Below are 23,466 nucleotides of genomic sequence, written 5' to 3' on the forward strand. Positions count from 1 at the left end.
GCAGAGATTTTTGGTACCGCCACAAATCAAATGTGGGAGCTGGCTTGCCTGCGATAGCGGTGGGTCAGCCGCCAGAAAGAGTGACTGGGCTGCCGCCATCGCGGGCAAGCCCACTCCCACAGGGGGGCTCACTGGGGCAGAGAATTATGGCCCCGCCACAAATCAAATGTGGGAGCTGGCTTGCCTGCGATAGCGGTGGGTCAGCCGCCAGAAAGAGTGACTGGGCTGCCGCCATCGCGGGCAAGCCCGCTCCCACAGGGGGGCTCACTGGGGCAGAGATTTTTGGTACCGCCACAAATCAAATGTGGGAGCTGGCTTGCCTGCGATAGCGGTGGGTCAGCCGCCAGAAAGAGTGACTGGGCTGCCGCCATCGCGGGCAAGCCCGCTCCCACAGGGGGGGGCTCACTGGGGCAGAGATTTTTGGTACCGCCACAAATCAAATGTGGGAGCTGGCTTGCCTGCGATGGGCGCACCTCAATCTCATTCGATCAACTGTGCATCCCGAAGCGCGCCAAGCGCCGCCAACCAACGCGGATCCTGCTTATAGTCAGTCGACGCAATCGCCTGCCCACGCATACGGGCAATACGTGCCGATGGCGTGACCTTCATGCGTTGGGCCGCACTCAGGGCCAGTTCGGCCGCTGCGCGGTCATTGCACACCAGGCCCATGTCGCAGCCAGCACTTAAAGCAGCCTCGATCCGGCTCGCCGCATCCCCCACCACGTGGGCACCGGCCATGGACAGGTCATCACTGAAAATCACCCCGTCGAACTGCAATTCGCCGCGCAGGATGTCCTGCAACCAGCGACGCGAGAAGCCGGCCGGCTGGTTATCCACCTGTGGGTAAATAACGTGGGCCGGCATGACCGCGGCCAATTGCTTGCTCAGGCGCGCGAACGGCACCAGGTCATGGGTGCGCAGTCGTTCCAGGCTGCGCTCATCAACGGGAATGGCGACGTGGGAATCTGCCTCGGCCCAGCCATGACCCGGGAAGTGCTTGCCGGTGGCGGCCATGCCAGCGCTGTTCATGCCCCGGATAAAGGCGCCGGCCAGCAACGCGGCACGCTCGGGATCACCTTCGAACGAGCGCGTGCCTACAACGGCGCTGCGCTGGTAGTCGAGGTCCAGCACGGGGGCGAAGCTCAGGTCCAGGCCGACGGCCAGTACTTCCGTGGCCATGACCCAACCGCACTGCTCGGCCAGGTATTCGGCATTGGCATTGTCCGCCAACGCCCGCATGGCCGGCAGGCGCACAAACCCCTGGCGCAGGCGCTGGACCCGACCGCCTTCCTGATCCACAGCCAGCAACAGGTCCGGGCGCACTGCGCGAATGGCGGCGCTCAACTCCCGCACCTGGCGCGGATGCTCGATGTTGCGCGCAAAAATGATCAGGCCGCCCACTTCAGGCTGGCGCAACAAGTGGCGATCTTCAGCCGTCAGCCAGGTGCCGGCGACGTCCACCATCAAAGAGCCTTGCAGGGCAGCAGTCATAAATTTTCCTTGAATGACGCGCGCACTTCACCGCCTAGCCAGGTCAAGCCAGGCAAGGCGGTGAAGTGCGGATAAATAGTTGAAATCGGCATGGGCGGCTAGCTTAGCGGATGCACGCGGTTGCGCCCAGACGCCAGTGGCTAAACCTTGGCCGCCACTGGGACGGACTTGCTGCGCGGGCGCAGTTGAGCGGCGGCCATGGCCGGGTCGGTGACGCCGCTTTCCGCGCGCATACCTGCGGCCAGGAACGGCACCATCAGGCGCATCACCTGCTCGATGGAGGTGTTGACGCCGAAATCGGTCTCGGCGATGGCGCGCAAGGCTTTGATCCCGGACATGCTGAACGCAGCAGCACCGAGCATGAAGTGCACGCGCCAGAACAATTCGATAGGGGGAATACGCGGGGCCGCCTCGTTCACCAGCAACATGTAGCGACGGAATACTTTGCCGTACATATCTTCGAGGTAACGTCGCAAGTGGCCCTGGCTCTGACTGAACGCCAGGCCCAGCAGGCGCATGAAGATCGACAGATCGTTGCCGCTGCGCGGCTGTACCACCAGGGCTTGCTCGACGAGGATTTCCAGCAGGTCTTCCAGGCTCGGCTTATTCTCAGGCTTGGCCTGGCGCCGCTCCAACTCACGGTCGAGGCTGATGCAGAATGGCCCCAGGAAGCGCGAGAACACCGCCTGAATCAGGGCTTTTTTCGAGCCGAAATGATAGTTCACTGCTGCCAGGTTGACCCCGGCCTTGCTGGTGATAAGCCGCAATGAAGTTTCAGCAAATCCTTTTTCCGCGAACAACTGCTCGGCAGCATCGAGAATGCGTTCAACGGTTTCCGACTGGGCCATGGCTACTCCGCCTGACAAACACTTGTTTGAAACATACGTTTCACCTTGTGCAATGTCAAGCCTGCAGGTCCGTTTTCCGGCCGGTCAGTCACCCGATTCGCACCTATTTAATCACATCTTCCATCGCCTGTAGGCAGCGCTGTCTCCAGGCTTTGCAGGGCCCGACGGATGACCGTCCGGCGGAGTCGGCAAAAACGATGATTGCCAAGCGCAGTTCACTGTATATAATCCCAGTCACTGTATAAAAAGACAGAGCGATCAACATGCTAAAACTGACGCCACGCCAAGCTGAGATTCTCGCTTTTATCAAGCGCTGCCTCGACGACAACGGCTATCCGCCGACCCGGGCAGAAATCGCCCTGGAGCTGGGGTTCAAATCCCCCAATGCTGCCGAAGAACACCTGAAGGCCCTTGCCCGCAAGGGTGCGATCGAAATGACCCCGGGTGCGTCCCGCGGTATTCGTATCCCTGGCTTCGAAGCCAAGGCTGACGAATCGACACTGCCTATCATCGGCCGGGTCGCTGCCGGTGCGCCGATTCTGGCACAACAGCACGTCGAAGAGTCCTGCAACATCAACCCGACCTTCTTCCATCCTCGCGCCGACTATCTGTTGCGGGTCCATGGCATGAGCATGAAGGACGTGGGCATCTTCGACGGCGACCTGCTGGCCGTGCACACCACCCGCGAAGCGCGTAACGGCCAGATCGTCGTGGCCCGCATTGGCGATGAAGTAACGGTCAAGCGCTTCAAGCGCGAAGGCAGCAAAGTCTGGCTGTTGGCAGAAAACCCTGAGTTTTCGCCGATTGAAGTCAACCTGAAGGATCAGGACCTGGTGATCGAAGGCTTGAGTGTCGGCGTAATTCGCCGCTAACGGAGGCATCATGCAGTTCCCACACGCGCGACAACATACACAACTGCCGCTGTTTGAGGCCTTTCTGGCCCAGCCACTTGCACCTATCCTCAGCGAGGCAGTGGAGTCCCCATGGACCGCCCCCGCCGAACCGGAGGTCTTCAGTGAATTGTCGTTGCGCGGTGCTGCCGGGAACTGCCTGAGCTTGCTGGCGCCGATCCTGCGTGAACTGAGCGAGGAACAGGACGCCCGCTGGCTGACCCTGATCGCCCCGCCCTCCAGCCTGACCCAGGCCTGGCTGCGGGACGCGGGCCTGAACCGCGAGCGCATCCTGCTGCTGCAACCACGCGGCGCCCAGAGCGCCCAGCAACTGACCTGCGAGGCATTGCGCCTGGGGCGTAGCCACACCGTCGTCAGCTGGCTGAACCCGCTGGGCGCGTCGGCCAAGCAGCAGTTGATCAGCGCAGCGCGCACAGGCGATGCACAAAGTTTGAATATTCGATTGGGATAAACCCGAGACTGGCGCGCAACGCGTTCTCGGGAGTGGCACAGGTCGTCCGATTGCAGCCTGACGTCAAGTCAGTGCCTGCGATGGACGCAAGGCTTCTACAGAATTGAGAAGCCGATTGAACATTTGAATCTTAAAAAACGCCAAACGGACTCAGTGAAGAACCCGTGGACCGTCGTCTTTTTCAGGTTCGCCTTCAGCCAGGCGCCCCGCCATCTGCACACCCACGCTCAACATGGCTTTTGCCACTTCCACATGCTGGCCTTGCAGGAACGCCTTGGCGTCCTCGGAAAAATCCAAAGTCACCAGAGAACCCTCGTCCTCAGCCCTGCGCAGCTCAATTCGGCCGTCGGGCAATTCAACAATTTCCAGAAAGGACGTTGGCATAAAAATCTGTTCTCCAGGATAGCCCGGCATTATATCAGGCATGAGGGCTGCATCGCTCGGTATCTGAGGCAGCTTGCCGTGCGGCTTGATGAATGGTCAAAGGCCTGCCGAGTACACCCGACTCAGCACTCGTTCAATCCATCCCGAAAGCGGATCGCCAGCTTCTTCAGCTCCTGGCGCCAACTCTCCAGTTCGGCCCGGCTCAGTGGCTCCGGCCCTTCTTCTTCCAGGCTGACCGCAACGATCAGCGGCTGGGTCACATCGCCCTTGGGCTTGTGCGGCACACGCGGCGGCTGGAACATCGCCGAATGGGCAGCCAACAAGCGTGCCAGCCAACTGTCGGGGCTGCGGGCCATTTCCACCAATTCAGCCAACTCAGGAATAGCCAGCGACTCCTGCACCTCACGGGTCAGGATATCCTCGGCCCGCGGCGCATTCGCCTGAGGCAAACGATAGAAGCCGGCAATTTCATGACACAGGCCCAGCAAGGCCCCGTACAGGTGAAACAACGCCGACTCTCGCCCCGCCTGGACCAGCGCGATAGCGTTCATCTCCTTTCCTTCCTCGGCGCGGCCAAGGGCTTCCAGGGACAAACCCGCGAAGTAAATTTTCTGGTTGGTACGGGTATAGAGTTCGTTGGCCATGACGGCAGTCTCCACAACGACATAGATGTGATGCTGGCTGAACAGTGTCAAGGATGAGACAAGTCCACTGCAAGCGCAAACCAAAAGGCCGCCTGTGAAGGCGGCCTTTACTTCAACGCAGGTGCTGGATCAAGCGCCCTGGCGCTTATCCTCGACCTTCCACTTGCCACCATCGTAGAAGGCTTTCCAGCCCGTAGGCTTGCCGTCCACTTCGGTCTGCACGTACTGCTCCTTGGTCTTGCGGCTGTAGCGGATCACGGCCGGGCGACCGTCGGGATCCTTCTTCGGCGCTTCACACAAGAAGTGGTACTTCGGATCGATTTCATCCTTGTGCGGCACGATCTCCAGCACCAGCGGCGCACGGGTTTCGCGGTTTTTCGGGAACTGGCTGGCGGCCAGGAACAAGCCCGAAGCGCCGTCACGCAGGATATAGGTGTCGTTGACCTTCTCGCACTTGAGCTCGGGCATCTTCACCGGGTCCATCTTCGGCGGCGCCGCGTCACCGCTTTTCAGCAGTTTGCGGGTGTTCTTGCAGGTCGGGTTGGTGCAACCGAAGAACTTGCCGAAACGACCGGTCTTGAGCTGCATCTCGCTGCCGCACTTATCGCATTCCAGGCTCGGGCCTTCATAGCCCTTGATGCGATAGGTGCCTTCTTCGATCTCGTAGCCGTTGCAATCGGGGTTGTTACCGCAGATGTGCAGCTTGTGCTTCTCGTCCAGCAGGTAGGCGTCCATGGCCGTGCTGCAGATCGGGCAACGGTGCTTGCCACGCAGCACCAGCGACTCGGATTCACCCTCGTCATCGGCAGCGATTTCATCACCTGGCACCAGGTTGACGGTGGCCTTGCAGCGCTCTTTGGGCGGCAGGCTGTAGCCCGAGCAACCCAGGAACACACCGGTCGACGCGGTACGGATCTGCATTGGACGACCGCAGGTGGTGCACGGAATATCCGTCATCACCGGCTGGTTGGCACGCATGCCGTTTTCCGGGCTCTCGGCTACTTCGAGTTTTTTCTTGAAGTCGCCGTAGAACTCGTCGAGTACGTTTTTCCAGTCGCGCTCGCCCTGGGCCACGTCATCGAGATTCTCTTCCATGCCGGCAGTAAAGCCGTAGTCCATCAGGTTGGAGAAGCTCTCGGACAGACGCTCAGTGACGATATCGCCCATCTTTTCCGAGTAGAAACGACGGTTGTGCAAGGCAACGTAGCCACGGTCCTGGATCGTGGAAATGATCGCCGCATAGGTCGAAGGACGACCGATACCGCGTTTTTCCATTTCCTTGACCAGGCTGGCTTCCGAATAACGGGGTGGTGGCTTGGTGAAATGCTGGCTCGGATCGAGTTTGATCAGTTTCAGCGCATCGCCCTGGGCCATGTCTGGCAGCACGTCGTCATCACCCGGCTTGGCGATTTGCGGCATCACGCGGGTATAGCCGTCGAACTTGAGGATCCGGCCCTTGGCACGCAGCTCGAAGTCACCGGCACCCACTGTGACGGTAGTGGACAGGTATTGCGCCGGCAGCATCTGGCACGCCAGGAACTGGCGCCAGATCAGCTCGTAGAGGCGCTCAGCGTCGCGCTCCATGCCGGTCAGCTTGCTTGGCTCGGTATTGGCGTCGGACGGACGAATCGCTTCGTGAGCCTCTTGTGCGCCTTCCTTGCTGCTGTAGACGTTTGGCTTCTCCGGCAGGTACTTCTTGCCGAACTCGCTTTCAATATAAGTACGCGCCATCGCCACCGCGTCCACCGACAGGTTGGTGGAGTCAGTACGCATATAAGTGATGTAGCCCGCTTCGTACAGACGCTGGGCCATCATCATCGTCTTCTTCACGCCAAAGCCCAGGCGGTTGCTCGCGGCCTGTTGCAGGGTGGAGGTGATGAACGGCGCCGACGGCTTGCTGCTGGTGGGCTTGTCTTCACGCTTGACGATGCTGTAGCTGGAAGCCTTGAGCTTGTCCAGCGCGGCCATGGCCTGGGCTTCGTTGAGCGGCTTGAAGGCCTCGCCTTTCTCGCGGGCCACTTCAAAGCGCACGTTGTTGCCCTTGGCGGTACCGAGGTCCGCGTGGACTTCCCAGTACTCTTCAGGGTTGAACGCACGAATCTCGCGCTCACGCTCCACCACCAGCTTGACCGCTACCGATTGCACACGGCCAGCGGACAGGCCACGGGCGATCTTCGCCCACAGCAGTGGCGAGACCATGTAGCCGACGACGCGGTCGAGGAAGCGCCGCGCCTGTTGGGCATTGACGCGGTCAATGTCCAGCTCGCCCGGCTTGGAGAAGGCTTCCTGGATCGCCTTCTTGGTGATTTCGTTGAACACCACGCGTTTATAGCGGCTGTCATCCCCACCGATGGCTTCGCGCAGGTGCCAGGCAATAGCTTCCCCTTCGCGGTCCAAGTCCGTCGCGAGATAGATGGTGTCAGCATCCTTGGCGAGCCGGCGCAGCTCCTCGATCACCTTTTCCTTGCCCGGAAGGATTTCGTACTTGGCCTTCCAGCCATGATCCGGGTCCACACCCATGCGCGAGACCAGCTGCTTGCGCGCCTTCTCTTTAGGCGAGAGCACCGGACCTTCGCCCGCAGCCGCCTTGCCGCGCTTGGCAGCAGGCTCCTTGCTGGCGCTAGCCGAACCGCTGGTGGGCAGGTCTCGGATATGGCCGATACTCGACTTCACCACGTACTCGTTACCCAAGTACTTGTTGATGGTCTTGGCCTTAGCCGGGGATTCCACAATGACCAGCGATTTGCCCATGGATCGGAAAATTCCTGAATTCGAGAAGAGAAAGGCGGTTGGCGCCTGACGCGGCAACGCTATATATAGTGGCAACACAGTGAGGTCAAGCGCAGCATTGCGCGCAACCTGCCGTTATTGCCCTGAAAAAAGACTGGGTTCGACCTGCACCAAAGCAAAGCGCGGGACCTGCTTGCCGTCAACCTCGACGGTCTCCAGGAACATGCTCAAGGGACGCACCCAAAAGCCGTAATCGCCATACAGTGCTTGGTAGAACACCACTTCTTCCTCGGTCTCGGAGTGCCGTGCCACATTAAAAACGCGGTACTTGGGACCTTTATAATGCTGGTAGAGCCCTGGTTCGACTTTCATGCTCTGACCCTCTTACAAAATTTATTAAAAAAAAATTAAAAATTCCAAAAAACAAAAACCGGGGCACTGGGCCCCGGCTTCCGTCAACCCAACGCTTAGACGCGTTCGAAGACGGTGGAAATGCCTTGGCCGAGACCAATGCACATGGTTGCAACCCCCAGGTTGCCGCCATTTTGCTTCATCACGTTAAGCAAGGTGCCGGAGATACGTGCACCGGAGCAACCGAATGGGTGGCCCAGGGCAATCGCACCGCCGTGCAGGTTAACCTTCTCGTTCATCTTGTCGAGTACTTTCAAATCTTTCAGCACTGGCAGGGCCTGTGCGGCGAAAGCTTCGTTGAGCTCGAAGAAGTCGATGTCGGAGATGCTCAGACCTGCGCGCTTCAAGGCTTTTTGTGTGGCCGGTACTGGACCATAGCCCATGATCGCCGGGTCCACACCCGCTACGGCCATGGAACGGATCACCGCCAGAGGCTGGATCCCCAGGTCCTGGGCACGCTGGGCCGACATCACGATCATGCACGAAGCACCATCAGTGATCTGCGACGACGTACCGGCTGTCACGGTGCCACCCTTTGGATTGAACGCCGGCTTCAAGGCCGCCAGGCTTTCCAGGGTGGTGTCCGGACGAATGGTTTCGTCGTAGTCGAACAGTTTCAGGAAACCGTTCTCGTCGTAGCCGTTCATCGGGATGATTTCATCCTTGAACTTGCCTTCCACAGTCGCCTTGTGGGCCAACTGGTGGGAGCGCAAGCCAAAGGCGTCCTGGGCTTCACGGGTGATGCCATGCATCTTGCCGAGCATTTCCGCAGTCAGGCCCATCATGCCCGAGGCTTTCGCCGCGTACAGCGACATGTGCGGGTTAGGATCGACACCGTGCATCATGCTGACGTGCCCCATGTGCTCCACGCCACCGACCACGAATACATCACCGTTGCCGGTCATGATCGCCTGGGCGGCCGTGTGCAGCGCGCTCATCGACGAGCCACACAGGCGGCTGACGGTCTGGCCGGCCGCGGTGTGCGGGATCTGCGTCATCAAGGAGGCCATGCGCGCGATGTTCCAGCCCTGCTCCAGGGTCTGGTTGACGCAGCCCCAGATCACGTCCTCGACCTCGTTCGGGTCGACCTTGACGTTACGCTCCAGCAACTTGCTGATCAGGTGCGCCGACATATCTTCGGCACGGGTGTTGCGGTGCATGCCGCCCTTGGAGCGGCCCATCGGAGTACGACCGAAGTCGACAATCACGACGTCTCTTGGATTCAAGCTCATAAATATTCTCGCTCTAGTCGTCTGGGCACTTAACCGAAGAAGCTCTGGCCATTCTTGGCCATCTCGCGCAGCTTCGCAGTCGGGTGGTACAGCGGGCCCAGATCAGCGTACTGATCAGCCAGGGCAACGAACTCGGCCACACCGATCGAGTCGATGTAACGCAGCGCACCGCCACGGAATGGAGGGAAACCAATACCGTACACCAGGCCCATATCGGCTTCGGCGGCGGTTTCGACGATGCCGTCTTCCAGGCAACGTACGGTTTCCAGGCACAGGGCGATCATCATCCAGTTGATGATGTCTTCGTCAGACACCTCACGCTGCTCGTAGACGATGGGTGCCAGCACTTCGTGAACCGATGGGTCGGCAACTTTCTTCTGCTTGCCCTTCTTGTCGGTCTCGTAGGCGTAGAAGCCCTTGCCATTCTTCTGGCCCAGGCGCTTGGCTTCGTAGAGTGCATCGACAGCCGAACGACGGTCGTCCTTCATGCGGTCCGGGAAGCCTTCAGCCATGACGTCGCGACCGTGGTGACCGGTGTCGATGCCGACCACGTCCATCAGGTACGCCGGGCCCATGGGCCAGCCGAATTTTTCCATGACCTTGTCGATACGCACAAAGTCCACGCCAGCGCTGACCAGCTTGGCGAAACCGCCGAAGTACGGGAACAGCACGCGGTTGACCAAGAAGCCCGGGCAGTCGTTGACCACGATCGGGTTCTTGCCCATTTTCTTGGCGTAGGCAACGGTGGTGGCAACAGCCAGCTCGCTGGACTTCTCGCCACGGATCACTTCTACCAGCGGCATCATGTGCACCGGGTTGAAGAAGTGCATGCCGACGAAGTTTTCCGGACGCTTGAGGGCCTTGGCCAGCAAGGTGATGGAAATGGTCGAGGTGTTGGACGCCAGGATCGTGTCTTCTTTGACCTGGGCTTCGACTTCAGCCAGTACCGCCTGCTTGACCTTCGGGTTCTCGACAACCGCTTCGACCACCAGGTCGACATGGCCGAAATCACCGTAGGACAGCGTAGGACGAATGCCGTTAAGCACTTCAGCCATTTTCGCAGCGGTCATGCGACCTTTATCAACGCGGCCGACCAGCAGCTTGGCAGCTTCCGCCAGGCCTTGCTCGATACCGTGCTCGTTGATGTCTTTCATCAGGATCGGCGTGCCTTTGGACGCCGACTGATAGGCAATGCCACCGCCCATGATCCCGGCGCCGAGTACGGCAGCCTGTTTTACGTCTTTGGCGATTTCGTCGTAGGCCTTGGCTTTTTTCTTCAGTTCCTGATCGTTCAGGAACAGGCCGATCAAGCTCTGCGCAGCAGAAGTCTTGGCCAGCTTGACGAAGCCGGCAGCTTCGATTTCCAGGGCCTTGTCGCGACCGAAGTTCGCGGCTTTCTGGATGGTCTTGATCGCTTCGACCGGCGCCGGGTAGTTAGGGCCCGCTTGACCGGCCACGAAACCCTTGGCGGTTTCGAACGACATCATTTGTTCGATGGCGTTGAGCTTGAGTTTTTCCAGCTTAGGCTGACGCTTGGCCTTGTAGTCAAATTCGCCGCTGATGGCGCCCTTGATCAGGTTCAGTGCCGCTTCTGCGAGTTTTTCCGGAGCAACCACAGCATCGACGGCGCCGACTTTCAGCGCGTCTTCAGCACGGTTTTCCTTGCCGGCGGCGATCCACTCGATGGCGTTGTCGGCACCGATGATACGCGGCAGGCGCACGGTACCGCCGAAGCCCGGGTAGATACCCAGCTTGACTTCCGGCAGGCCGATTTTCGCGCTGGAAGCCATGACGCGGAAGTCCGCAGCCAGGCACATTTCCAGACCGCCGCCCAGAGCGATGCCATTGATCGCGGCAACGGTCGGCACGTTGAGGTCTTCGAAATCGCTGAAAATCTTGTTGGCTTCGAGGTTGCCAGCCACAAGCTCGGCATCGGGCAGCTTGAAGTTGTCGACGAATTCGGTGATGTCAGCGCCGACGATAAACACGTCCTTGCCGCTGGAGACGATCACACCTTTGATCGATGCATCAGCCTTGATGGTGTCTACGGCCTGACGCAGTTCGTTCAGGGTTAGACGGTTGAACTTGTTGACGGACTCACCCTTGAGGTCGAATTTCAATTCGACGATGCCACTTTCAAGAGCCTTAACCGTGATGGCTTTACCTTCGTAAATCATCAACTGATCTCCACGATATGGAAGCTGAACAGTACACATCGGACGCTGGCCCCTGGTCGGGCATTGATCATTTCGTCAATGCTCACGCCAACGCGCCAGGCACACCCGCCAATGCGATAGTCGGGATTATGTATGAGATGCCTGACAGACAAACACTCAATTCATACGCCCGTTTGATTTGGGTACGCCACCTTCAGCCAAATTCCGACAATTGTCAATCGCCCGAAAGCGCCGTAAAAACGCGACTTTTCAGTCATTTCATAACCGCCAAGGCGAATCAATGCGCAGGTATTCACCTGATCAATAATCCAAAAGAGCCAGCAAAGGCCTGTACAGCGGCGGATATCCGGCTAGGCTAGCCGCATGTGGGAACGCCGGCGCGAATGCGCGGCGCGATGAAACGCAGAATGACCGGCCTGCCTGGCCAACTCCAGCCCGATGATGATGTCGGGCTTTTTATTGCCTCAGGCCAGGGCCTTGAGTAACGCACTGATGGCCTGCAAGTCGCTGGACTCGCCCTTCTCGCCCCAGTACAGGGCGATCATCTGCTTGTCCGCCTCCACTTTGAAGACATTGGCCGGCAGCGTTGCAAAATGCGGCAACAACTTCTCGTCCACGCAGATTTCCTGCCATTGGTTGACCCACACACCCGGCTCCTGCTGCCAGTAAACCCACAGCGCGGGTTTGCTGCCGCGCCGTGGCCGACAGTACTGCGCACAGGGGCTGGGCGGCTCCTGCTTGAGCCAGTGCGGCCATTCCTGGGGCGACAGTTGCATCGCCAGGCCGATGCGTCGCGCCTCCATGCGCAGGGCCATGCGCCCGCTCTGGTGGCGCGAGGGCCGCAGCCATGCCAGAGGGCTCAAGACCACTAGAAGGATTGACACCACTATCCAGACCGTCATATGTGTACTCCCGAATTTCTAGATGAGCGGATTTGACCCCATCCGCTTGAAAGCAGCCATACTGAACTTATTGCAGTCCCCTGGAGGAACGCCTCATGACTTACCAACATATTCTGGTCGCCGTGGATCTGACCGAAGAGTGCGATCCGGTGATCAAGCGCGCCGTGGCCATTGCCGGCGATACCGTGAAGCTGTCCCTGGTGCATATCGTCGAACCCATGGCCATGGCCTTTGGCGGCGACGTACCGATGGACCTTTCGCAACTGCAACAGCAGCAATTCGACCAGGCCAAGGAGCGCCTGGACCGACTGATTGCCAAGTATCCCGCACTGAAAAAAGACCAAAGCCACCTGACTTACGGCCAGCCACGCCAGGAAATCCATCATCTGGCCAAGGAACAGAACTGCGACCTGATCGTGGTCGGCAGCCATGGTCGCCACGGCTTGGCGTTGCTGCTGGGCTCGACCGCCAACGACGTATTGCACGGCGCACCGTGCGACGTACTGGCAGTGAAGCTGGTAAAAAGCTCGTAAGAGCACTGCACATCAGATGTAGGAGCTGGCTTGCCTGCGATAGCAGCCTGTCAGTTGATACATCGGGTGGCTGGCAGACCGCTATCGCCGGCAAGCCAGCTCCTACCTGTTGAAGTGCATTTCGTATAAAAAAACCGGTACTCGTAAGAGCACCGGTTTTTTATTGCGGCTGAATCAATCAGGCATCCAGCTCGGCCCAACGCTCAACCAAGACTTCCAGCTCCTGGTTCAGCTTCTCCAGGGACTCGATGACCTTGGCCGTTTCTGCCGCTGGACGCAGGTAGAAGCCCGCGTCAGCCATGTCGGCCTCCACTGCAGCAATCTGCTTTTCCTTGGCTTCGATCTCACCCGGCAGGGCTTCGAGCTCACGCTGCAGCTTGTAGCTGAGCTTCTTCTTGGCAGCCGGCGCGGCTTCCTGAACCGGCGCGGCGGCAGCCGGTGCAACCACAGCAGAGTTCAAGTCGGCCTTGCCAGACTTGCTCTCGGTCACGCCCAGCAGGCGCGGCGAGCCGCCCTGGCGCAGCCAGTCCTGGTAACCACCGACGTATTCGCGCACCTTGCCTTCACCTTCGAAGACCAGGGTGCTGGTGACCACGTTGTCGAGGAATGCCCGGTCGTGGCTGACCATCAGTACGGTGCCGTTGAAGGTCAGCAGGACCTCTTCCAGCAACTCCAGCGTTTCCACGTCGAGGTCGTTGGTCGGTTCGTCGAGCACCAGCAGGTTGGCCGGTTTGCTGAACAACTTGGCCAGCAGCAGGCGCGCACGCTCGCCGCCAGACAACGCCTTGACCGGCGTGCGCGCACGTTGCGGGCTGAACAGGAAGTCGCCCAGGTAGCTCAACACGTGGCGGCTCTGGCCGTCGATGTCGATAAAGTCGCGGCCTTCGGCGACGTTGTCGATCACGGTCTTTTCAAGGTCCAACTGGTGGCGCAACTGGTCAAAGTAGGCCACGTCGATGCGCGTCCCCTCTTCCACAGTGCCGCTGGTCGGTTGCAGACCGCTGAGCATCAGCTTGAGCAGGGTGGTCTTGCCGGTACCGTTGGCACCCAGCAGGCCGATGCGGTCGCCGCGCTGCAGGACCATGGAGAAGTCTTTGATCAGGAACGGGCCATCCGGGTGATGGAAGCTGACGTTCTCCAGGACCATCACCTGCTTGCCCGACTTGTCGGCGGTATCGAGCTGGATATTGGCCTTGCCGGTGCGCTCGCGACGTTCGCTGCGCTCCACACGCAAGGCTTTCAGGGCCCGTACACGGCCTTCGTTACGGGTGCGGCGGGCCTTGATGCCCTGGCGGATCCACACTTCTTCCTGGGCCAGCTTCTTGTCGAACAGCGCGTTGGCGGTTTCTTCAGCGGCCAGGGTGGCTTCTTTGTGCACCAGGAAGCTGGCGTAGTCGCCGTTCCAGTCGATCAGGCCGCCGCGATCCAGCTCGAGGATGCGCGTGGCGAGGTTCTGCAGGAAAGAACGGTCGTGCGTGATGAACAGCACGGCGCCCTGGAAGTCTTTGAGGGCTTCTTCAAGCCAGGCAATCGCGCCGATGTCCAGGTGGTTGGTTGGTTCGTCGAGCAGCAGCAGGTCCGGCTCGGAAACCAGGGCCTGGGCCAGCAGCACACGGCGACGCCAGCCGCCGGACAATTCGGCGAGGGTCTTGTCGGCCGGCAGTTGCAGGCGGCTCAGGGTGCTGTCGACCAATTGCTGCAAGCGCCAGCCATCACGGGCTTCGAGGTCTTGCTGGACTTGCATCAGTTTGTCCAGGTCGGCATCGGTGACGCAGTTCTGCGCCAGGTGATGGTATTCGGCAAGCAATGCGCCCACACCGTCGAGGCCTTCGGCAACCACGTCGAACACGGTCCGTTCGTCGGCCACCGGCAATTCTTGCGGCAATTCGCCGATCTTCAGGCCCGGGGCGCGCCACACGGAGCCGTCATCGGGCTTCTGGTCGCCTTTTACCAGCTTCATCATGCTGGACTTGCCGGTGCCGTTGCGGCCGATGATGCACACCCGCTCACCACGGGCGATCTGCCAGGACACCTTGTCCAACAACGGCATAGCGCCGAAAGCAAGGGACACATCGCTGAATTTGAGCAGGGTCATACGCTTCTCCAAAAACTGGGCGCGCATTCTACCTGAATTGGGGGGTGAAGCGGCCGGCATTTTCGTGCCCGACACGTTCTGTAGGACATTTCTTGAGAACTTCAGCGAAGCAGCCAGCAAAGCTTTCACCGGCTGTAGGCAAAAGGCTAAGCTAGGGGTAATCAGTGTCGGCGGCGCCGGCACTAGTCCTGATTTCTTTGCACGGACGTCTCATGCGCAGTCGCCTTTTCAGCTTTTTATCTTGCCTGCTTCTTTCCTCCACCGCCGTCCAGACCGCCCAGGCCGTGGACCTGACCACCCAACGCCAATATTACGACCAAGCCAAGCGCGCCCTGGCCAAAGGTGACACCGGGCCGTACATGCAATACAGCCAGGCCCTGGCCGACTATCCGCTGACGCCTTACCTGGCCTATGACGAACTGACCGCCCGCCTGAAGTCCGCGAGCAACCAGGAAATCGAACAGTTCCTGGCCAAACATGGCGACCTGCCCCAGGCCAACTGGATGAAACTGCGCTGGTTGCGCTGGCTGGCCGAGCGTGGCGATTGGCAGACCTTTGAAAAGTACTACGACGCCAAGCTCAATTTCACCGAACTGGACTGCCTCCACGGCCAATACCAGTTGAGCCACAACCTCAAGGCCGAAGGCTACAAGACCGCCGAAGCCCTGTGGATGACCGGTAAATCCCAACCCGCCGCCTGCGATGCCACCTTTGGCCAATGGGCCGCCGCCGGGCAATTGACCGAACAGAAAATCTGGGACCGCACCAAGCTGGCCGCCGAAGCCCGTAACTATGCGCTGGCCAACAGCCTGGTGAAAACCTTGCCCACCCTGGGCGCCCAGGGCCGCTTGATGGTGGATGTGGCGCAAAAGCCCGCCATGCTCAGCGACCCATCACGCTTCCTGCCGGCCACCGAGGCCATGTCCGACGCCGTCGGCCTGGGCTTGCGCCGCCTGGCGCGCCAGGATCCGGAACAAGCCATGGCCCTGCTGGATGGGTATGCCAGCAGCATGCACTTCTCCCGTGACGAAAAAGTCTCCATCGCCCGGGAAATCGGCCTGACCCTGGCGCGCCGCTACGACCCGCGCGCCCTGGATGTGATGACCAAATACGACCCGGAGCTGCGTGACAACACCGTCTCCGAATGGCGCCTGCGCCTGCTGCTGCGCCTGGCCCGCTGGGAAGATGCCTACCAGTTGACCCGCAAGCTGCCCCAGGACCTGGCCACCACCAACCGCTGGCGCTACTGGCAGGCCCGCGCCCTGGAACTGGCCGAGCCGAAGAACCCCCATGCACTGGTGCTGTACAAGGGCCTGGCAAAGGAGCGGGATTTTTATGGTTTCCTTGCCGCGGATCGCTCCCAGGCCCCGTATCAACTCAATAATCAGCCGCTGGTCATGAGCCAGGCGCTGGTCAACAAGGTGCGCAATACCCCGGGTGTACGCCGCGCCCTGGAATTTTATGCCCGTGGCCAGATCGTCGACGGCCGCCGCGAGTGGTATCACGTCAGCCGCCACTTCAACCGTGACGAAATGGTTGCCCAAGCCAAGCTTGCCTACGACATGAAGTGGTACTTCCCGGCGATCCGCACCATCAGCCAGGCCAAGTACTGGGACGACCTGGATATCCGTTTCCCCATGGCCCACCGCGACACTCTGGTGCGTGAAGCCAAGGTCCGTGGCCTGCATTCGAGCTGGGTGTTTGCCATTACCCGTCAGGAAAGCGCGTTTATGGATGACGCCCGCTCCGGCGTCGGCGCCAGCGGCCTGATGCAACTGATGCCCGCCACCGCCAAGGAAACCGCGCGCAAGTTCAGCATCCCGCTGGCGTCACCGCAGCAGGTGCTGGACCCGGACAAGAATATCCAACTCGGCGCCGCCTACCTGAGCCAGGTGCACAGCCAGTTCAACGGCAACCGCGTGCTCGCCTCCGCGGCCTACAACGCCGGCCCTGGCCGCGTACGCCAATGGCTGCGCGGCGCCGACCACCTGAGTTTCGACGTGTGGGTGGAGAGCATCCCGTTCGACGAAACCCGCCAGTATGTGCAGAACGTGCTGTCTTATTCGGTGATCTACGGGCAGAAGCTCAACTCGCCACAGCCGCTGGTGGACTGGCACGAACGTTATTTTGATGACCAGTAACAGCCGGTAGATGCTGCCCGCTTGAAGCTGCAAGTGCCCGCGTTGTGAGACGCGGGCATTTTTTTAGGGTTCGTCGTGGCCATCGCTGAATTGCAGGGCCGCCAGCCGCGCATACAGCGGGTTGCTGGCAATCAGCTGCTGATGGGTGCCCACTGCGACCAATTTCCCTTGATCCATCACCGCAATCCGGTCGGCGTTTTTTACCGTGGCCAAGCGGTGGGCGATCACCAGGGTGGTACGCCCCTGCATCAGTTGCGGTAACGCCTGCTGGATCAAATGCTCGCTCTGCGCGTCCAGGGCGCTGGTGGCCTCGTCCAGCAACAGAATAGGCGCATCCACCAGCAAGGCCCGGGCAATGGCCAGGCGTTGGCGCTGACCACCGGAAAGGCCCAGGCCGCCATCCCCCAGATGGGTCTGGTAACCGTCAGGCATTTGCAGGATGAAGTCGTGGGCATGGGCAATGCGCGCCGCTTCTTCGACCTGGGCAAAACTGGCCTGCGGGTTGCCGTAGCGGATGTTGTCTTCGACGCTGCCAAAAAACAGCGCCGGGCTCTGGGACACCAAGGCAAAGCAGCGGCGCAGGTCCAGCGGGTCGAGATCGGTCAGCGGCTGGCCTTCGAGCAGCACCTGCCCCTGCTGCGGGTCATAGAAACGCAACAGCAAGTCGAACAGGGTGGACTTACCCGCCCCGGACGGGCCGACCAGAGCCAGGGTTTCGCCGGCCTTGACGCTCAGGTTCAGGCCTTCGATGGCATAGCGGTCGGGACGCGAGGGGTAGGAGAAATACAGGTCTTGCAGCTCCAGACGGCCACTGACCCGCTGCGGCAACTTGATCGCGCCAGTCGCCGGCGCCTGGATGTCATTGCTCGACTGCAACAGCTCGGCGATCCGCTCTGCCGCCCCGGCAGCCCGTTGCAACTCGCCGATCACTTCGCTCAAGGTGCCAAAGGCGCTGCCGACGATCAGGCTGTAGAACACAAAGGCCGCCAGCTCACCGCCGGAGATGCGCCCGGCAATCACATCCATGCCGCCCACCCACAGCATCACGCCGACGGCACCCAGCACTAGCACAATCACCAGGGTGATCAGCCAGGCACGCTGGACGATGCGTTTGCGCGCCGTGGTGAACGCCTCCTCCACCGTCCGCGCGAAGCGCTGCTCATCCTGCACCTGATGGTTGTAGGCCTGCACGGTCTTGATCTGGCCCAGGGTCTCGGACACGTAGCTGCCGACGTCGGCAATCCGGTCCTGGCTCTGGCGCGACAGGCTGCGCACGCGGCGACCGAAGATCAGGATCGGCGCCAGCACCAGCGGCAGCGCCACCACCACAATGCTGGTGAGCTTGGGGTTGGTGATAAACAGCAACACAATCCCGCCGATCACCATCAACGCGTTGCGCAGGAACAAGGACAAGGATGAGCCGATCACCGATTGCAGCAATGTGGTGTCGGCGGTCAAGCGCGACTGGATTTCCGAGCTGCGGTTGTGCTCGTAGAACCCCGGATGCAGGTAGATCAGGTGGTTGAACACCAACCGACGAATGTCCGCCACCACCCGCTCGCCGATCCACGACACCAGGTAAAAGCGCGCAAACGTGCCCACCGCCAGGCCCAGCACGAGGATCATGAACAGGCCGATGGACTGGTTGAGCAGGTGCGGCGATTGGGTCATAAAGCCCTGGTCCACCAACAGCCGAATACCCTGGCCCATGGACAAGGTAATGCCTGCGGTGACGATCAGCGCGAGCAAGGCGCCGACGGCCTGCCAGCGATAGGGGGCAATAAAGCGGGTGGCCAGGCGAATGGCGCGGCGTTGACGGGCTGAAAGCATGGAAAGCATCACCTGAGGAAGACAACCCCAAGCCTACACTGCAATCGGATTGAACTTGGGCAAATCACAATGAGTCAGGTTAATTATGCCCGGCAAGACTAGGCCCTAGAGGCTATCGGTCTAAACTCCGGCTGGAAATCCAGCGTGATTTCTGCTGGAGTGGGCATTCGATCCGTCGACGGGCCATGGAGTTGTAACAGCTCGGTCACGCGGGGGAATTAGAGTAGGTACACAACCTGATGAGGAGACAGGCCATGTCCTTGCAAACCAGCAGCACTGACAAAGTTGAAGTAATCCGCCAGCCACAGCAGTTGCCTTGCTCGTACATCGATGCACAAGGCCGTGAAGTGCAGATTACCGAAGAGATGATCCAGGGCGCCTGCGCCGAACTGGAGCAGAAACTGGTCAAGCCTGCCCAGCAAGGCTGATACGCCCCAGCTCTTTCAGACCCGGCCCAGGTGGCCGGGTTTTTTATGCCTGCGCTATGTCGATCAGCAAAGGCTTGCGCCCAAGCTGGTGACGAGGGTCTGCAAGGCGGCCGACTCACCGCTGATCCGCACCTTCAAGCCGTCAATCTCGCGGCGGTCCGGGTAGTGCTTGCGCAGCAGGTCGAACGCCTTGCGCTGCTCCTCCACAGTGCCCACGAGGCTGCGGCGGAAATCTGCATCATCGCGCCGCGGGTCGTAGACGCTGCGGCACAGCGTCGCCAGGGCCCAGGCCGGGTCGGTGCTGGCATTGAGGTTAACCTCCGCCAGCCAAGGCTCAGGCAGCAAGTCACTCAACTGAATGCTCGCCGGCTGCCCAAGGTGCGCGCACAGCGCCTGGTAGATCTGCGCTGTGCCGCGCTGCTTGCCGTCCAGGCTGTAGCCGGCGATATGCGGGGTCGCCAGCACGCACAACTCGGCCAGCTCGACATCCACTTCGGGCTCGCCTTCCCACACATCCAGCACCGCCTGCAGGTCTTCGCGGTCCAGCAACACCTCGCGCAACGCCGCGTTATCCACCACCGGGCCGCGGCTGGCGTTGATCAGCCAGGTACCCGGCTGCAACTGCTCCAGGCGCTGGCGATCCAGCAGGTGCCAGGTCGAGCCACTGCCGGATTTTTTCAGCGGGGTATGCAGGCTGATCACGTCACATTGCTCGATGATCTGTTCCAGGCTGACGTAATCACCGTCTTCGGCGACCTGGCGTGGCGGATCGCAGACCAGCACTTTCCAGCCCAGGCCCTTGAGCACCTTGACCAGGCGCCCGCCCACTTCACCGGCACCGACGATGCCATACGTCCGCTGGTTCAGGTCTGCGCCCTCGATTTCAGCCAGGGTCAACAGGCTGCCCAGCACATAATCCACCACCCCCCGGGCGTTGCAACCCGGCGCGCTAGACCATTGGATACCGGCCCGCTGAAAGTAATCGAGGTCCAGGTGATCGGTGCCGATGGTGCAGGTGCCGACGAACCGTACCGGCGTGCCTTCCAGCAGCGCGCGGTTGACGTTGGTCACCGAGCGCACCAGCAGCACATCGGCCTGTTCAATGGCGGCGCGGTCAATGGCCCGACCGGGCACGCGGCGGATCTCGCCAAACCCTTCGAAGAACGCATCGAGCAGCGGGATATTTTCGTCGGCAACAATCAGCATGGCAGGCTCCTTTGGCGGACCCGCAGTGTACAGGCACCAGCCTGCGGCGCGTTTACAAATCCGCTACACAGGTATTTTCCTGACCCATCCGTCAAGGCGTAGAATGCGCCGTCCTGAGTTCTCCCTTATCGGACATCTGTACGTGAACACTGCCACCACAACCCTCTCCCGCCCTGCCCGCGTTCGCCGGGAAGTCCACAGCCTGCTGGCGCTGGCCCTGCCGATCATGATCGGGCAACTGGCAACCACCGCCATGGGTTTTGTCGATGCGGTGATGGCCGGGCGCGTCAGTGCGCGAGACCTGGCGGCGGTGGCCCTGGGTAACTCCATCTGGATTCCGGTGTATCTGTTGATGACCGGCACCTTGCTGGCCACCACCCCAAAAGTCGCGCAGCGCTTTGGCGCCGGCAGCCACGCCGAGATCGGCCCGCTGGTGCGCCAGGCGTTGTGGTTGGCGCTGGTGGTGGGAGGCACCGCATCATTGCTGCTGATCAGTGCCGAACCGATCCTGCATGCGATGAACGTTGATCCCGAGCTGATCGCCCCCTGCATGGGCTACCTGCACGGCATCGCGGCGGGCATGCCGGCGGTGGCGCTGTACTACGTGCTGCGCTGCTTCAGTGACGGCCTGGGCCGCACGCGCCCAAGCATGCTCCTTGGCCTGGGCGGGCTGGCGTTGAATATTCCACTGAACTACGTGTTCATCTATGGCCATTTCGGTGTGCCGGCCATGGGCGGCGTGGGCTGCGGCTGGGCCACCGGGATTGTGATGTGGGCAATGATGCTGGGCTTCGTCGGGTGGACCCGCTGGGCCCCGGCCTATCACGCCAGCGAGCTGTTCAAACGCTTCGACTGGCCGAAATGGTCGGTGATCAAGCGTATCCTGAGCATCGGCCTGCCGATTGGCATCGCCGTATTTGCCGAGTCGAGCATCTTTGCGGTGATCGCCCTGCTGATCGGCAGCCTGGGCGCAACCGTGGTCGCCGGGCATCAGATCGCCCTGAACTTCAGTTCCCTGGTGTTCATGATCCCCTACTCCCTGAGCATGGCTGTGACCGTGCGGGTCGGCCAGGCCCTGGGCCGTGGCGAACCCCGTGAAGCGCGCTTCGCCGCTGGCGTGGGGATGGGCACCGCACTGGCCTATGCCTGCCTATCGTGCAGCCTGATGCTGTTGTTTCGCGAGCAGATCGCCACGATCTACACCGCCGACCCGCAGGTGGTCCAGGTGGCGGCGATGCTGATTGTGTTTGCGGCGCTGTTCCAGTTCTCGGATGCGATCCAGGTGACGGCCGCCGGCGCGTTGCGTGGCTACCAGGACACCCGGGTGACCATGGTCCTGACCCTGTTCGCCTATTGGGGCCTGGGCCTGCCGGTGGGTTACTTGCTGGGGCTGACCGACTGGCTGGGCCAGCCCAGCGGCCCGAGCGGCTTGTGGCAGGGCCTGATCGTCGGCCTCAGTTGCGCGGCGGCGATGCTGGTGGTGCGCCTGTCACGCAGTGCGCGCAAGCGCATCCGCACGGCGGTTTAAGCGAGCTTCTTGCGGATCCAGTACAGGTAAGTCCCCGCCTCTTCGCGCTGTTCCACCAGTTCATGGTCCAGGAACACGCAGAACTTGGGGATATCGCGGCGGGTCGAGGGATCGGTCGCGATCACCTTGAGCAGGCCGCCGGGCGCCAGGTCACGGATGTGCTGGTGCAGCATCATTACCGGCTCCGGGCAGTTGAGGCCGGTGGCGTCGAGGGTGCCGTCGACGGCAGGGTCAAAAATGTCGCTCATCACTCACTCCTACAAGGTCGTCTTTAGCGGGCCTTGGGTTTCTTTACGTCCAGGCGGCGCAGGTGGCAGGTCACTTCCTCACGGTCGTGGTACAGCTGCTTGCAACCGATTTCTACCCGGATGCCCCGCGCCTTGAAGCCTTCTTCGATGCGCTCCAGCAGGCGTTTTACTTCGGCGTAGCGCTGTTTCATCGGCAACTTGAGGTTGACCACCGCTTCGCGGCAATGCCCCTCGCCAATCCAGGTTTCCAGCAGGGCCGCGTTACGCGCCGGTTTCTCAACGATATCGCAGACCATCCAGTCCACCGGCTGCTTGGGGGTGAAGGTAAAACCATCCGCCATCAAGTGTTGCACCAGGCCAGTGTCCATCAGGCTTTCGGCCATGGGGCCGTTATCAATCGCCGTCACCAGCATGCCGCGATTGACCAACTGCCAGGTCCAGCCGCCTGGCGCTGCGCCGAGGTCTACGCCGGTCATGTCGCCGTGCAGGCGCTCGTCCCACTGGTCGCGGGGGATAAAGTGGTGCCAGGCCTCTTCCAGCTTCAAGGTCGAGCGGCTGGGCGCGTCACGGGGGAATTTCAGGCGCGGGATGCCCATCGGCCACATCGCCGAGTTGTTTGACTCGGCCAGGCCCATAAACACTTCGCGACCGCTCTTGAAGGTCAGCAGCAGGCGCGGCTTGCTCGGGTCTTCGACCAGTTTGCCGGCGGCCAGCAGGGCCTTGCGCAGATGCACTTCGAATTTCTTGCAGAAGTTCGACAGTTCCTTGCCGTCGTTGGTATCGACCATCTCCAGCCACAGGCTGCCGCATACCGGGAGATCCCGCAGGTGCGCGAGGATCACGCTGATGCGGTCGGTTTCCGGCAAGTCGATGAACACCCCACGCGCCCACTGCCTTGGGAAGATCAGCTCGGCAAAGCGTTGGCCGCGCATCAGGCGCTGGGCGCCGTCTTCTTCGGTGCAGACAAATTCGGCGCAGGCGCTGCCGGTCTTGGCCTTGGCATAGCCGGAAACGTTCAGGCGCGCGGCGTGTTCCGCGATCTCGGAACAGACTTCGCCTTCAAAACCCGGGCGGCAGTGCATAAAAAGGGTGTTCATTGAATCTCCTGGCAACTGGCTTGCTCTATCGCAATGCCTGTCATGAAAACGCGCGCATGATAGCTGAGTTCGGAACCTTGGACTTGCCCATAGAGTCCAGTAATTAGCCTGCTACTGAAAACCGGGCTAGCTTATAAGCTCTGTTCGTCCCGTCAGGTCCGTAGCCGTGCGGACCATAA

Annotated in this window: 21 protein-coding genes; 7 read left to right on the forward strand and 14 right to left on the reverse strand. The window is 60.8% G+C overall.

Annotated features, from left to right (window positions below):
* Positions 1 to 480: 480 nt before the first annotated feature.
* Complete coding sequence (nagZ, locus tag HBO24_RS09130; RefSeq protein WP_170059579.1) at positions 481 to 1,491, reverse strand: beta-N-acetylhexosaminidase; 1,011 nt, start codon at positions 1,489 to 1,491, stop codon at positions 481 to 483.
* Positions 1,492 to 1,631: 140 nt separating this feature from the next.
* Positions 1,632 to 2,339, reverse strand: a complete 708-nt coding sequence (locus HBO24_RS09135) for a TetR/AcrR family transcriptional regulator (RefSeq protein ID WP_057438524.1) — start codon at positions 2,337 to 2,339, stop codon at positions 1,632 to 1,634.
* Between the two features lie 263 nt (positions 2,340 to 2,602).
* Between HBO24_RS09135 and lexA the strand changes: the two genes are divergently transcribed.
* Both lexA and sulA read left to right on the forward strand, forming a co-directional pair.
* Positions 2,603 to 3,211, forward strand: a complete 609-nt coding sequence (gene lexA / locus HBO24_RS09140; RefSeq protein WP_029300096.1) for a transcriptional repressor LexA — start codon at positions 2,603 to 2,605, stop codon at positions 3,209 to 3,211.
* 10 nt (positions 3,212 to 3,221) lie between these two features.
* On the forward strand, positions 3,222 to 3,701 hold the full coding sequence (sulA, locus tag HBO24_RS09145; RefSeq protein ID WP_170059580.1) for an SOS-induced cell division inhibitor SulA: 480 nt from the start codon (positions 3,222 to 3,224) through the stop codon (positions 3,699 to 3,701).
* Positions 3,702 to 3,851: 150 nt separating this feature from the next.
* Here the strand turns inward: sulA and HBO24_RS09150 are convergent, their stop codons facing one another.
* From HBO24_RS09150 to fadB, 6 genes are all read right to left on the reverse strand, one after another.
* Positions 3,852 to 4,085, reverse strand: coding sequence for a hypothetical protein (locus HBO24_RS09150; RefSeq protein ID WP_026136850.1), 234 nt, complete (start codon positions 4,083 to 4,085; stop codon positions 3,852 to 3,854).
* A 122-nt stretch (positions 4,086 to 4,207) separates the two neighbouring features.
* Complete coding sequence (locus HBO24_RS09155; protein WP_057438522.1) at positions 4,208 to 4,729, reverse strand: DUF6586 family protein; 522 nt, start codon at positions 4,727 to 4,729, stop codon at positions 4,208 to 4,210.
* Positions 4,730 to 4,858: 129 nt separating this feature from the next.
* A complete protein-coding gene (gene topA / locus HBO24_RS09160; RefSeq protein ID WP_057438521.1) occupies positions 4,859 to 7,480 on the reverse strand; it encodes a type I DNA topoisomerase in 2,622 nt (873 codons plus the stop codon).
* Positions 7,481 to 7,594: 114 nt separating this feature from the next.
* Positions 7,595 to 7,831: a DUF1653 domain-containing protein gene (locus tag HBO24_RS09165; protein WP_029300088.1), complete on the reverse strand. Its 237-nt coding sequence runs from the start codon at positions 7,829 to 7,831 to the stop codon at positions 7,595 to 7,597.
* Positions 7,832 to 7,926: 95 nt separating this feature from the next.
* Positions 7,927 to 9,102, reverse strand: a complete 1,176-nt coding sequence (fadA, locus tag HBO24_RS09170) for an acetyl-CoA C-acyltransferase FadA (RefSeq protein ID WP_005786153.1) — start codon at positions 9,100 to 9,102, stop codon at positions 7,927 to 7,929.
* Positions 9,103 to 9,131: 29 nt separating this feature from the next.
* On the reverse strand, positions 9,132 to 11,279 hold the full coding sequence (gene fadB, locus HBO24_RS09175) for a fatty acid oxidation complex subunit alpha FadB (RefSeq protein WP_057438519.1): 2,148 nt from the start codon (positions 11,277 to 11,279) through the stop codon (positions 9,132 to 9,134).
* Positions 11,280 to 11,296: 17 nt separating this feature from the next.
* Here fadB and HBO24_RS09180 point away from each other — a divergent pair, with 17 nt between their 5' ends.
* Positions 11,297 to 11,638: a hypothetical protein gene (locus HBO24_RS09180; protein ID WP_157717225.1), complete on the forward strand. Its 342-nt coding sequence runs from the start codon at positions 11,297 to 11,299 to the stop codon at positions 11,636 to 11,638.
* A 105-nt stretch (positions 11,639 to 11,743) separates the two neighbouring features.
* On the opposite strand, the gene HBO24_RS09185 is transcribed toward HBO24_RS09180, so the two are convergent.
* The gene (locus tag HBO24_RS09185; protein WP_057438518.1) at positions 11,744 to 12,181 is read right to left on the reverse strand and encodes a hypothetical protein; all 438 of its coding nucleotides are present in this window, start codon (positions 12,179 to 12,181) and stop codon (positions 11,744 to 11,746) included.
* Between the two features lie 95 nt (positions 12,182 to 12,276).
* Between HBO24_RS09185 and HBO24_RS09190 the strand changes: the two genes are divergently transcribed.
* Positions 12,277 to 12,714: a universal stress protein gene (locus HBO24_RS09190; RefSeq protein WP_057438517.1), complete on the forward strand. Its 438-nt coding sequence runs from the start codon at positions 12,277 to 12,279 to the stop codon at positions 12,712 to 12,714.
* A 178-nt stretch (positions 12,715 to 12,892) separates the two neighbouring features.
* Here HBO24_RS09190 and HBO24_RS09195 read toward each other — a convergent pair whose 3' ends face one another.
* Complete coding sequence (locus HBO24_RS09195; protein ID WP_170059581.1) at positions 12,893 to 14,809, reverse strand: ATP-binding cassette domain-containing protein; 1,917 nt, start codon at positions 14,807 to 14,809, stop codon at positions 12,893 to 12,895.
* A gap of 212 nt (positions 14,810 to 15,021) precedes the next feature.
* Between HBO24_RS09195 and HBO24_RS09200 the strand changes: the two genes are divergently transcribed.
* Positions 15,022 to 16,950, forward strand: coding sequence for a transglycosylase SLT domain-containing protein (locus HBO24_RS09200; protein WP_170044388.1), 1,929 nt, complete (start codon positions 15,022 to 15,024; stop codon positions 16,948 to 16,950).
* 63 nt (positions 16,951 to 17,013) lie between these two features.
* On the opposite strand, the gene HBO24_RS09205 is transcribed toward HBO24_RS09200, so the two are convergent.
* The gene (locus HBO24_RS09205) at positions 17,014 to 18,789 is read right to left on the reverse strand and encodes an ABC transporter transmembrane domain-containing protein (RefSeq protein WP_164844806.1); all 1,776 of its coding nucleotides are present in this window, start codon (positions 18,787 to 18,789) and stop codon (positions 17,014 to 17,016) included.
* 245 nt (positions 18,790 to 19,034) lie between these two features.
* Between HBO24_RS09205 and HBO24_RS09210 the strand changes: the two genes are divergently transcribed.
* Positions 19,035 to 19,208: a PA1571 family protein gene (locus HBO24_RS09210; protein ID WP_032863322.1), complete on the forward strand. Its 174-nt coding sequence runs from the start codon at positions 19,035 to 19,037 to the stop codon at positions 19,206 to 19,208.
* Positions 19,209 to 19,271: 63 nt separating this feature from the next.
* Here HBO24_RS09210 and pdxB read toward each other — a convergent pair whose 3' ends face one another.
* Entirely contained in the window at positions 19,272 to 20,414 is a 1,143-nt protein-coding gene (pdxB, locus tag HBO24_RS09215) for a 4-phosphoerythronate dehydrogenase PdxB (RefSeq protein WP_057438514.1), read from the reverse strand.
* 142 nt (positions 20,415 to 20,556) lie between these two features.
* On the opposite strand from pdxB, the gene HBO24_RS09220 reads away from it, so the two are divergent.
* The gene (locus HBO24_RS09220; protein ID WP_262152996.1) at positions 20,557 to 21,942 is read left to right on the forward strand and encodes an MATE family efflux transporter; all 1,386 of its coding nucleotides are present in this window, start codon (positions 20,557 to 20,559) and stop codon (positions 21,940 to 21,942) included.
* Here the strand turns inward: HBO24_RS09220 and tusA are convergent.
* Together tusA and rlmM are read right to left on the reverse strand one after the other, a co-directional pair.
* Positions 21,939 to 22,190: a sulfurtransferase TusA gene (tusA, locus tag HBO24_RS09225; protein ID WP_057438513.1), complete on the reverse strand. Its 252-nt coding sequence runs from the start codon at positions 22,188 to 22,190 to the stop codon at positions 21,939 to 21,941. The genes HBO24_RS09220 and tusA overlap by 4 nt on opposite strands.
* Before the next feature lie 23 nt (positions 22,191 to 22,213).
* Positions 22,214 to 23,287 (reverse strand): 23S rRNA (cytidine(2498)-2'-O)-methyltransferase RlmM, encoded by a 1,074-nt coding sequence (rlmM, locus tag HBO24_RS09230; RefSeq protein WP_170059583.1) that lies wholly within the window; start codon positions 23,285 to 23,287, stop codon positions 22,214 to 22,216.
* Positions 23,288 to 23,466 lie beyond the last annotated feature (179 nt).

The sequence above is a fragment of the Pseudomonas sp. WS 5410 genome (genome assembly GCF_012985645.1).
GTDB lineage: Bacteria > Pseudomonadota > Gammaproteobacteria > Pseudomonadales > Pseudomonadaceae > Aquipseudomonas > Aquipseudomonas shahriarae.